Origin of the sequence: Vibrio sp. OPT18 (assembly GCF_015163615.1) — a bacterium.
GTDB classification, from domain to species: domain Bacteria; phylum Pseudomonadota; class Gammaproteobacteria; order Enterobacterales; family Vibrionaceae; genus Vibrio; species Vibrio coralliirubri.
The window spans coordinates 241504-252916 of record NZ_JADDYK010000075.1 but is presented as its reverse complement, the minus strand read 5'-3'; the positions used below and the strand labels follow the sequence as shown (position 1 = coordinate 252916).

The 11413-nt window shown below is 43.9% G+C and carries 12 protein-coding genes; 1 reads left to right on the top strand and 11 read right to left on the bottom strand.

Annotated elements, in window-relative coordinates:
• From IQQ51_RS27445 to nrfB, 11 genes are all read right to left on the bottom strand, one after another.
• Positions 1 to 627: imelysin family protein (locus IQQ51_RS27445; RefSeq protein WP_322632759.1), on the bottom strand; the 627-nt coding region annotated here is incomplete at its 3' end.
• A gap of 158 nt (positions 628 to 785) precedes the next feature.
• A complete protein-coding gene (locus IQQ51_RS20615) occupies positions 786 to 2174 on the bottom strand; it encodes a di-heme oxidoredictase family protein (RefSeq protein ID WP_193841986.1) in 1389 nt (462 codons plus the stop codon).
• 111 nt (positions 2175 to 2285) lie between these two features.
• Positions 2286 to 3545, bottom strand: coding sequence for an imelysin family protein (locus tag IQQ51_RS20610; protein ID WP_017063566.1), 1260 nt, complete (start codon positions 3543 to 3545; stop codon positions 2286 to 2288).
• Between the two features lie 177 nt (positions 3546 to 3722).
• The gene (locus IQQ51_RS20605; protein WP_017632055.1) at positions 3723 to 4319 is read right to left on the bottom strand and encodes a GTP cyclohydrolase II; all 597 of its coding nucleotides are present in this window, start codon (positions 4317 to 4319) and stop codon (positions 3723 to 3725) included.
• A 249-nt stretch (positions 4320 to 4568) separates the two neighbouring features.
• A complete protein-coding gene (locus tag IQQ51_RS20600) occupies positions 4569 to 4745 on the bottom strand; it encodes a hypothetical protein (RefSeq protein WP_017060980.1) in 177 nt (58 codons plus the stop codon).
• 89 nt (positions 4746 to 4834) lie between these two features.
• Entirely contained in the window at positions 4835 to 5275 is a 441-nt protein-coding gene (locus tag IQQ51_RS20595; RefSeq protein WP_193841985.1) for a cytochrome c-type biogenesis protein CcmH, read from the bottom strand.
• Positions 5272 to 5826: a DsbE family thiol:disulfide interchange protein gene (locus tag IQQ51_RS20590; RefSeq protein WP_048607192.1), complete on the bottom strand. Its 555-nt coding sequence runs from the start codon at positions 5824 to 5826 to the stop codon at positions 5272 to 5274. Before IQQ51_RS20590 ends, IQQ51_RS20595 begins: the two co-directional genes overlap by 4 nt.
• On the bottom strand, positions 5807 to 7723 hold the full coding sequence (locus IQQ51_RS20585; protein WP_193841984.1) for a heme lyase CcmF/NrfE family subunit: 1917 nt from the start codon (positions 7721 to 7723) through the stop codon (positions 5807 to 5809). Before IQQ51_RS20585 ends, IQQ51_RS20590 begins: the two co-directional genes overlap by 20 nt.
• Before the next feature lie 128 nt (positions 7724 to 7851).
• Positions 7852 to 8826: a cytochrome c nitrite reductase subunit NrfD gene (gene nrfD, locus IQQ51_RS20580; RefSeq protein ID WP_193841983.1), complete on the bottom strand. Its 975-nt coding sequence runs from the start codon at positions 8824 to 8826 to the stop codon at positions 7852 to 7854.
• Between the two features lie 2 nt (positions 8827 to 8828).
• Positions 8829 to 9515, bottom strand: a complete 687-nt coding sequence (gene nrfC / locus IQQ51_RS20575) for a cytochrome c nitrite reductase Fe-S protein (protein ID WP_048613593.1) — start codon at positions 9513 to 9515, stop codon at positions 8829 to 8831.
• Positions 9516 to 9518: 3 nt separating this feature from the next.
• Positions 9519 to 10103 carry a cytochrome c nitrite reductase pentaheme subunit gene (nrfB, locus tag IQQ51_RS20570; protein ID WP_193841982.1) on the bottom strand — a complete coding sequence of 195 codons (585 nt, stop codon included), beginning with the start codon at positions 10101 to 10103 and terminating at the stop codon, positions 9519 to 9521.
• Positions 10104 to 10584: 481 nt separating this feature from the next.
• On the opposite strand from nrfB, the gene IQQ51_RS27440 reads away from it, so the two are divergent.
• Positions 10585 to 11413, top strand: an 829-nt coding sequence (locus tag IQQ51_RS27440) for an ammonia-forming cytochrome c nitrite reductase subunit c552 (RefSeq protein ID WP_322632758.1), incomplete at its 3' end; no start/stop codon positions are given.

Here is an 11413-nt window from a genome sequence, read left to right as displayed (position 1 = left end):
CCAACGCATCTCGTCTAACGCTAACCAAGGGTTAACCTGCCAAGCCTCAGCAATAGAGGCCGATTTCATTGCCAAGTTTTGTGCGATAGCTTGTGAAGATAGACAGCCAGACGCTTTATCTTGCAGTAGTGGAGATTGTTCGTCATAAAGCGACCATTCCAACGCACCTAGTCCTTGAACCGTCACACTCTGTTGAGCAATTTCATCTTGAGACCAAGCTTTATCTTGCTGAGTCAACTGGCGCATTTTTAGGCCGGTGGTGTTTTTTTTGTCTGGCCAGAATTGAACATTCCAGCTCTCTTCAAGTGCCGCCGTTGGGCCTCTTTCTTGTCCTTGCAGTGCCATCCAACTGTTCATGGTGAGCTGCCACTGATTTTTCAAAGCATCTAACTCAACATCATTAGTTTGGCAGTACCCTTGCATCAAGACTTCCAGCTCGTTGGCTTGCTTGGCGAATAGGACGGCAGAATCAAACTCCTGCTGATAAACACTGCGACTAATATGATTGGTTGTGTCTGCTTGATAAGAGACACCGTTAACCTCAGATGAAGCGGCTTGCTCACCCGATGATTGACAGCCTGCTATGACTAATACCGATAAAGGCATTAACAAAAATTTATGTGCCATGCTGTTACCTTACTTCCTAGTTTTTCTTTTAATTATATGAGTTCAATAAATATGAAACGACCGCTGACCTCTTATTACTAGAAGTTCAGCGGTAGTCAGTCTTTTGTTAGCGCTTTCTTAAGTAACTAAGCCGTTGGCTTAACTGAATTTAAGACAGCCTATAATGAGTCCAAAAACGCTAGTAGTGCTTCGCGTTCACTGCGACTCAAAGCTAATACTTTTTGTTTTGCCATTTCTGCTTCGCCACCATGCCAAAGTACCGCTTCCATAACGTTTCTTGCGCGACCGTCATGAAGTAAGAATGTGTGACCGTTCACTTCTTTGGTATAACCTAATCCCCAAAGTGGTGTGGTACGCCACTCTTGACCATTGGCAAGATACTCAGGGCGATTGTCGGCTAAACCTTCACCCATATCATGCAAAAGCATATCGGTGTATGGGCTAATCAACTGTTTCGAAAGAGCAGGCAGACCCTCACGTTCTGCTGTGCGAATTTCAGCTTGGTGACAGCTTTGACAACCAATCTCTTTAAACAGCTTTTTACCTTGAACAACCGCTGGGTTCTCGACATTACGACGAATAGGTACCGCGAGATGCTGCGAATAGAACTCAACAAAATCTAAGATGTTGTCGCTAACTTCTGGCTCGCCACCATTTGGGAAATCATCACAGGTTGATTGCGCTGATGTGCAGTTTTCATTCGGGAATAAACTGCTTGTCAGGCCTAAGTCGCCGTTAAATGCCGCCGCGTTTTGCTGCATTAAGTTTGGCTGCCCAGCTTTCCAACCAAAACGACCTAGCACCATTTCATTGGTTTGAACATCAAGAACATAGTTAGCTTTACCCGACACGCCTTGCTTGTCAGCCAATTGCTGCTCTGCAAATCCTAGAATCGTTTCTTGTGGGATACTTTCAAGCAGACCAAGGCCAATCATTGGCGGCGCGACTCGAGCTGAGAATTCTGTTTTAGGGTGCATTTCACCGAAAGCAAGTTCAGTAATCTTTAAAATAGGTTTACGCAGAGTAACGACAGTGCCGTCTTTGAACTCAACAGGAACATCCGTGTAGCTAATATTCACTTTGCCCTCTGGTTTTACACCTTGAAGCGCAAAATCTTGTAGCTGGCCACCGTAGGTCGGTTCTGGAATACCGCCATCACGAATGAAGGCTTGTCTCTGCTCTGGCGTTTCTGCTGGAATGCTTAAGCGAACCAGCATTGAAACCGCATTCTCATCGCCTTTTTCTGGCGCGTGACCACGGCCATCTTTGATGTGGCAATTTTGACAGCCGTTGGTGTTGAACAGTGGGCCAAGTCCATCACGAGCATCGGTTGATGAAGGCGCGGGTACCCAAGGGTTTCTAAAAAAGCTGTTACCTACGCTGAAATCTAAGCGTTTACTCATGGGTAAATTGGCAGCAGGAAGAGAAAAAGCGTTCGCTCCCTCTTTCTTCACGGTCGTTTTGCCACCAGAGTAGGTTTCATGGGCGTGTAGCGGAGATAAGAAAAACAGTGCGGTTAATAGTGAGGCTGAGAGATACGACTTCATACATTGCCTTGCTGTGTTTTTGATTTTAGTTTTTATGTGGAAATGACTTTCTTAATTAGCAAACAATTAAGGGCCCTATGAGAGCCCTTATATTTGTGTTCGCTCGGGTTCTTAGAACTCGTGATCCGCTGTGTCTGGGTTTAGGCTATCAATGCCAATCACACCCGCAGCACGCTCAATAGCAGCTGTTTGAGATACTAGCGCAACAATTGTTTTGTTAACTAGTGCGTTACCCGCAGCGTTGTCAGCAGCGATTAGCTGATCGAAGTGCTGGTTGTTTTTCTCTGCAGACGTTACTAGTTCGCCTACTTGTGCACGCGCTAAGTCAAACTGCTTTTGAATCTCTTTCGCAGCTTGCTCATCTTTTTGCTCTACTAGGTCGAACAGGCTTGGACCTGAAAGCAGAGTACCGTCTTCACGCTTGTATAGACCCGTGTAAACGTTGTAGATGCCTTGCTCGTTGTAGTAGTGAGAGTTGTGCGTGTTATCAGAGAAACAATCGTGCTCGTCTTCAGTAGAGTTTGCTTCTAGTGCAACCTTCATACGTTCACCCGCTAGCTCACCTAGAGACAGTGAACCCATGCCGAACAGCATTTTACGAAGACCATTCTCGCTAGATTCAGAAAGAAGCTCTTGACGGTAGTTGCCTTTCTCGCCTTCAGCCCACTGCTTTTCCATCCACTCTAGGTCTTGAATAAGTAGCTCAGCTGATGCTTTTAGGTATGCGCCACGACGGTCACAGTTGCCGTTAGTACACTCAGCACCAACAACGAAATCAGTGTAAGCACGCTCACCTGCACCGCTGTTTGTACCGTTTAAATCTTGGCCCCAAAGTAGGAATTCAATTGCGTGGTAGCCAGACGCTACGTTCGCTTCAGAACCGCCGATCTCGTTCAAGTCTGCGATTAGCTCTGGAGTAATGTTAGTTGCATCAACCGTAGTCTGACCAATTTGGAAAGTCTTATTAGCCACGATGTTTGCGCTAGCGCCTTCGTTACCAAGTTCATATTGGTAATCAGTCGAAACGTAATCAATCAGGCCTTCATCTAGTGGCCATGCGTTTAGTTGGCCTTCCCAATCATCAACAACAGCGTTGCCGAAGCGGAATACTTCTGACTGTTGGTATGGTACGCGAGACTCAAGCCAAGCTTGTTTTACTTGTTCGAAGTTGCCAGCAGAAGGAGAAGCTAAGAAGGTATCAATAGAAGAGTTCAACGCTTTTGCTGTAATTACTGAATCTGCAAACACTGCATGCGCAATATCTGCGTAATGTTCTACAACTTGATCTTGAGTTACTGCTGCGAAAGAAGAAGCAGAGGCAAAAATGAGTGACGAAGTTACGGCTTTTGTCACTAAAGATTTAATGGTCATGAAGCATCCTTGTTGAGCTTTAAATTATTATTCGTAGTAATAGTGCAAACTATTATCATTTACACTACGGATTGGAATAATACAAACTTACAATTTTATTGCAAGATAAATACAAAAAAACCTCACATTTGTGAGGTCTTTGAACATTTTTGTGTTATGCGCAACAAAGGAGGCTAATCAGATATCCAGGTTATGCTTACCGTGTGAGACTTTCGCCTTTAGGTAGCTTTCATTACCCGATTTGATATGAGCAGAGGTATTCACCACTTCTTCAATCTCAATACCAAAGGATTTTAGCTCATTGATCTTCTTAGGGTTGTTGGTGACTAAGCGGATTTTTGTGGTACCTAAAGCGCGTAGCATTTCAGCAGCTTCAGTAAAATCGCGTAGGTCATCGCCAAAACCTAGGTGGTTGTTGGCTTCATAAGTGTTCATGCCTTCGCTTTGCAGACGGTACGCATCGATTTTGTTGTACAAACCAATACCACGACCTTCTTGACGAAGATAAAGGATCACGCCACCCGTCTCACCCATAATTCTAATGGTTTCGTCTAGCTGCTCACCACAGTCACAGCGAGAAGAATGGAAAACATCACCAGTAAGACACTCAGAGTGCATACGAACAAGAGGTATGTCTTGTGTCTTGTCTGCTGATTTAAATATCACAGCAACATGCTCTTTATCTGTTTTCAACCCATGAAAAGACAGAAGTTCAGCATCAATACTGCTTGTTGCCCCTACTTTGAAATCTATTCTGGCACGTACTTCCGCCATAGCTATACTCACTTGAAAATTCGATGTATTTAACGACGCTACATTATATGTCTAGGCAATATTTTGTAGCTAACTATCTAATGATAGACACTATGAGGCTGTTAACAATTTTTTTCAAGGTCGACCTTGCACAAATTGTTATAACATAACAATTATTTTTCAAGTAAGAAAAAACCCCACATTGGGATGACCAACATGGGGTTATAAATTAAACAGTTGCGGCTAAAACTACACTTTTTTACAGAACGCTCAACTTACTTGAGTTTGCTTCCAGATGACAAGTTGCACCCAAGCATTCTCTAATTCGGTTAGCTCTTCTTGCGTAAGCGTAGAAATGCTCGACTTAGCACTGTATCTCTCTGCCCATTTATCTGACTGGACATGAGTATGGAACTCTTTCTTTAAATTTGAGATTACGTTATCCACAGATACATCCTTATATAGCAGTGCTTAGCCTTTATAATCGGTTAATGTTACAAAATACAGGTCAATTGGTAAACAGTAATACACAATTTTTATGAGCTCTTCCCAACACTTTTTACTGATAAATATATAAATAAGAGAAGTGATAGGCTCGGTAGCAACCAAAGTAATAGATTTGAAGCCGTCATTGCCGGTTTATAAAGTACAAACTCACCAAATCTTTCCGTCATATATTGAGTAATTTCACTATTACTCTTCCCTGCTTTCACCATATTGAACACAACAAGGCGTAAGTCTTTTGCTATTGGTGAGTTGGATTCGATCAGATTTTGGTTTTGACATTGTGGGCAGCGTAACGTTTTCGCCAAGCTAATAGCACGTTGCTGTTGTTCTGGGTTTTCAAACTCAAACAGTTCAACTTGAATACTCGTCTCTTTGTTACTGGCAGTAAACAGGTCTTCAGCCACACTAGGAAGGCTAATCACTACAAGAGCTGACAGCATAAACAAGGTTTGTATTAGAGACTTCATCATCCATTCACACCATCAAAATACATCGCAAGCTCATCTTTCCATACCGTTTCATTAATCACGCCCAATAGCTTTTTAATGATCTGGCCATTGGCATCAACCAAATACGTTTCAGGTGTGCCGATTACACCCAACTCTAACGCTAACTTGCCTTGAGGGTCACTGATCACAGTTAAGTACGGGTTGCCATCGTTCGATAACACGTTAATCGCAGCCCCGGAGTTATCTCGATAATTAAGCCCAACGATGGGAATACCTTTATCGTGAAGTTGAAGCAAAAATGAATGTTCGGTTTTACATATCCCGCACCAAGAAGCCCACACATTAACCAGTTGATAAGGGTGCTGCGTGACATCAGCGAGCGTAATTTTCTGCTGACCACTGACGCCTTCACTATTTACTAACGCACTCGATGTAAATTCTGGAAATGCCCTTTGTTGTTCAGACACCATGGTCGACTGCTGCTTATTATCAAGCGCAAAGACAAACCCCAGCACCACAATCAATGCTAAGGCAATTAGACTAATTAGCTTGTTACGAACGCTGGTATGCATACTGAGACGCCTTAACGGTTTTCTTTTTACGATGAGTCAATGAGAGCAAAGCGCCGATAATGGAGAACAGCCCACCAAACCAGATCCAGCGCGCATACGCCTTATACTGAACACGAAATGCGTAAGCGGTGGAATCGACTTTCTCGCCCATGGTGATATAAACATCGCCATGCCAAAACCATTTCATTGCGGGTTCACTCATATTCATGACTCGAACTTGGTAATGTCTTCTTTCCGGTGCTATAGAAAAGCGCTGCTCGCCAAACTCTAGGTTGAGTATCGCTTTTTCTGCGGTAAAGTTTGAAGCGACATACAGCTCCGTATCACGATGAGAAAGCGTCCAATCCATGAATTCGACTTCTACGCCCGGGCTTAGCTTATAGCTGCGCTCAAACGAGTGGTAGCTATTCATGGCAGCACCGACCGCTAACACTGCTACCCCAACATGAGCAAAGGTCATCACCCAGACTTTGCGTTGGAACTTGGAACTGCGCGTTACCACCAAGCCATACACATGAGTGAGTAAAACCCAAAATGCGAGTGACCATGTCACTAGTGCCATCACTTGAATCTTCTCTACTTGCAAAGCGTAACAGGCGAACCCGATACCAATAGATGCTAGAGCGATCAACGTAATAACGCCTTTCGACGCTTGAGGCTTAATGCTCAGCAATGGGGCAAGGCCGACGACGGCTAACGCGAGCAAAGCCAAAGGTGCAATCAAGAGATTAAAGTAAGGCGCACCAACCGAGATGTTTCCTAGGCCAAGCAACTCAAAGACCATGGGATAAAACGTGCCGAACACCACGACAGCAGTCGCGAGAACAAAAATAAGCACCGCAACTAAGCTCAAAAAGCTTTTGCTGGCGAAGCTAGTAATCGGATTAGATTCAAAAAACTCTCCTCTGACGATGAGCAGAGAAAATGAGCTCACCAGTACCAGAACTAGTATAAGAAGCAGTGCAATCCCTTTGGTTGGGTCGACGGCAAAAGCGTGTACCGATGTGAGTACGCCAGAACGCACAATGAAGGTGCCCAAGATACTCAAACAAAACGTAATGAAAGCGAGACTGAGAGACCATTTCAACAACTGCCGTTTGCCCTTTGCAACACCTAGGCTGTGCAGTAAAGCGGTCGAAGTAAGCCACGGCAACAAACTGGCATTCTCAACCGGATCCCAGAACCACCAGCCGCCCCAACCTAATTCGTAATACGCCCACCAAGAACCAAGAATGATCCCTGCGGTTAAAAAGATCCAAGCGACTAAACACCAACTGCGACAATGGGCAACCCAATCAAACTCAATAGGATCAACCAGCAAAGCGGCGACAGCAAATGCCAGCACCACAGAAAAGCCGACATAGCCAAGGTAAAGCAATGGAGGGTGAAAAATCAGACCGACATCTTGCAGCATTGGGTTAAGGTCGCGCCCTTCTAGCGGTAATGTCGCGTTCATTTCAAATGGGTTTGATGCGAATAAGGTGAACCAAGCAAATATCGCGAGCAGTAGATTCATCACCCACAACACACGGCTTTGGTATTCATTTGAATAGTGTTTTTGTAAGGCGATAACGCCAGACCAGACGCTGATCGTCAGTACCCAAAACAGCAGCGAACCTTCATGGCCTGCCCATACGGCTGCAAGCTTAAAAAATGAGGGTAATTGAGTATTTGAATGTTCAGCGACATATAAGATAGAGAAGTCATCACTGACAAAGGCATAGCCAAGCAATACGACAGAAGTGAGAGAAAACAGCGCGCTTGAAATAGAGAAACTGCGGATTAAACCTAGATTTTGCGTCCGTTTATTAAGCATTTGGTAAAACGAATGCACACCAATAACGCTGCTGAGTACAGCAACCAAAACCAAACTAAACAGCCCCAAAGAACCGACCATATCACCTCAATAAGGCTCTACCTGAGCAGAGCCGATCTAAACACGCATCTCATGTTTATTAAGAACATGTTCATTAATAAGCAGATATTTAGTATCCAACATCTGCTCACTAACAAACTTGAGCGAAATTAAGCTATCGTTAACTGCCCTGCATAAAGGACAAAAGTTCGCAGCATTAATACGCCCATTAGGCTTAGTGAAGTCACCGAGAAAATATACACCGAGCTATGGCGGATTGAGGTTGGTGTAACGGCATTCAGCAACAACGGTAGAACCATGCCAACACCGATGACGCCATACCAGAACCAACTCGCCCAGAAACCACTGCCTATTGCGTTCCATACTGCTTGCTCACTTTGACCACCAGCGAAGATAAGCCCAGTAAAGAAAGTAATAAGAACAAACAATTCAAACATCACGACCGGACGTTCGAACCCATGGATCCATGAAATACTCGGACTATGAGGTGACTCTTTAAAGACCAACACACCAAATAAAATACACGCCGCCGCTCCCGAAGATAAGCTCGAGAATAAGAACAAAATCGGCAGCACTGGGTTATTCAACAGTGGGAAGGTATTTAAAGCTGAAAGCAAGAACCCGGTATAAGCGGCAAGCATTAGAGCAAGAACAGCTAAGAATATTTCCAGAGCGTTCTCAAACACTTCTAATTTGCCAATCCAGTTACCGACGAAATCGAGTCGTCCTTTTAACCATGTTTGGCCATTTAAAAATACGACGATTTGATCTCTAAATATAATGCCGATCCAAAGAAATAAGATCACCATATACACTTGGAATAAGATCACACCCATCGACATCACAGACGTCGGATTATAGAAGATCATGATCTTCCAAAAAGATAACGGTTTTGTCAGGTGGAAAACCAAGATCAGTAGGCCTGAAATGATCCCAAATGGCGCAAGAAAAGCGGTCGCCTTTAACACACCATTATGAGCAGGATCGCCTTCAATGACCTTACGTTTTAGGTAAATGGAGATCATTACGGCACCCGCCGACATCCCCGCGAGAAATAGATAGATAGCTATAATCCAGTCCCATACCACGGTACCAGACTGAAAAGCTGTGTCCCATGCACTCATAATCAGATCTCCCCTTTTTGGTGTGGCACTTTATAGAGTTTTGGCTGAGTACCGAGATAAGCTTTATCTCTGTAAACCACCTCAGATTTAAGCACCTGATTTATCTCACTCTTAGGGTCATTTAGATCGCCAAATACTAACGCATTGGTCGGGCAAGATTCGACACAAGCCGGTAACTTCCCTTGTGCAAGATTGGTATCACGGCAGAAGTTACATTTATCTGCGGATTTGTTCTCTGGATGGAAAAAGCGCACTTGATACGGACAAGCTAATAAGCAATAACCACAACCAACACACTTCTCTTGATGAACATCGACAATGCCGGTTTTTTCATCTTTGTAGGCCGCCCCTGTTGGGCAAACCATCACGCAGGGCGCGTTATCACAATGTTGGCAAGAGTTACGAGTAAAACGGTAATCAACATTGGGATATTCGCCTTGGGGTTCGCTCTTAATAATCTCTAAGCGCGATACGCCTTCAGGCACTTTGTTCACTTCACGACAAGCTTCTGTACAAGCTGTGCAACCAATACACGCGGTTTCGTCATGAATCATTCCATAACGTTTAGCCCCATCCTCTTGAACATTGGCCAACGTTTTACGACTTGTCACCGCTGCGGTTCCCGCAACACCTGTAGTAAAAATAACGGCACCCGCGCCAGCTAAAAAGTTTCTTCTTGAGCAGCTCATAGATTACTCCCCTTCTTTCTTCTGGTTGAAGTCTGAATGGCAATCCACACACAGCTTGATGGTTTGCTTCTTATCTAAGCCCAACACCTTTGCTTCTGTCGCATGAACATCATGGCAGTTTGAACACGTTAAGTTTTGCGCATGAACGTCGTGGGTCCAGCTCGCTTCGCGCAGATCATCAGGCGTGTGACAATCGATACACTGGCTATTGGCATCTAAAATTAAGCTAGGATCTAGGTAAACCTTGTCGGTACCTGGTTGTGATTGAGCCTCACGATACTTCACCACTTTAGGCGCGCCTTCGCGGTGGTCGGGGCTAATAGAACTATGACAGTCGGTACAATTTACTTCACGGCCAAGCAAAGCGTGTGCACTTTCACCATGTGAACCCAATACCGTTTCTTTTGAATCTTTATGGCACTGAACACACTTGTAGTCTTTGTCACGGATTAATTCGACTTCATGTCTTGTTGATTCCCCTACTGGCGTAACAGCAGGCTCAGCAACAGCATGAATGGAATAACCATAGAGGCAGAATGCTAGAAGGGATTTAAGCATTATGACTATGGCCAATTTAATATTGCCCATTTTATCCTTTCCTTATACCGGCATTATTTAACTCTCAACTAAATAATATTCCGGTTAAACAAAAGTACCCTTAAACGATATTATTACCGTTTAAATGATATCAATTCTTATTTTGGATAAGCCACAACGCTTTCTATAGTTAGAATATACCTCTAATTGGGTAATACGAAATTTCGATAGGTTAATCTGTGAACGCAATCACCCTATTTATATCATGGTCAATTTAGGTAATTGATTGTTATATATGATAATAATTCTCAGTTAAATTCTAATTAAACTAACCACCAATACCACTTTAGGGTTATATGAACTTCAACGTGACTAAGGTCACTGCCATTAATTGATCTGGGACAATCTATATCCAACACGTAACAAAATGTGTTTGTTTATGAATTAATATAAACAGGAATTCTCCAGTTCTTAATTTGAATAGCAAACTCACAACGCTTGGTATAAAAATCAGTATATTGGAGATATCACTGTGAAAAAGCATTGGATACGTAATTCGGTCACAGCACTATTAATGGTTAGCGCGTCATTAGCAAGCGCGACCAGTTTTGCTGCGTCTGAACAAAAAGAAATTGGCGATCCTCGTAACGATCAGTTCGAGCAAAACCACCCAGATCAATATCATTCATGGAGACAAACTTCAGAAAGCGAAACCATTGAAGACGCACTAAAAGAAGATCCCAACATGGTTATCATGTGGGCTGGCTACGGCTTCGCAAAAGATTACAACAAGGCACGTGGTCACTTTTATGCGATTGACGATGTACGACAAACACTTCGTACTGGCGGCCCAACGGACGAAAGTTCAGGCCCTATGCCAATGGCGTGTTGGAGCTGTAAAAGCCCAGACGTAGCACGTGTTATCGAAGAGCGTGGCGAAGACGGTTACTTTGAAGGTAAATGGGCACGTCTTGGCAACGAGATTGTGAATCCTATTGGCTGTGCAGACTGTCACGATACCCAAAGCGAAGGCTTTAAAAATGGTGAGCCAGCACTGAAGGTGACGCGTCCTTATGTTGAACGTGCGTTCGATGCGATTGGTAAGAAGTTTGAAGACCAAGGTCGCTTAGATCAACAAGCTTCCGTTTGTGCTCAATGTCATGTGGAATACTACTTCACAGGGCCAACAAAAGGCGTGAAATTCCCTTGGGACAAAGGGACTCGTGTTGAGCAAATGGAAGAGTATTACGATGGAATCGGCTTTAAAGATTGGACGCACAAAGTATCTAAAGCGCCAATGCTAAAAGCACAGCACCCTGGCTATGAAACGTGGCGTGAAGGCATTCACGGCAAAAACAAAG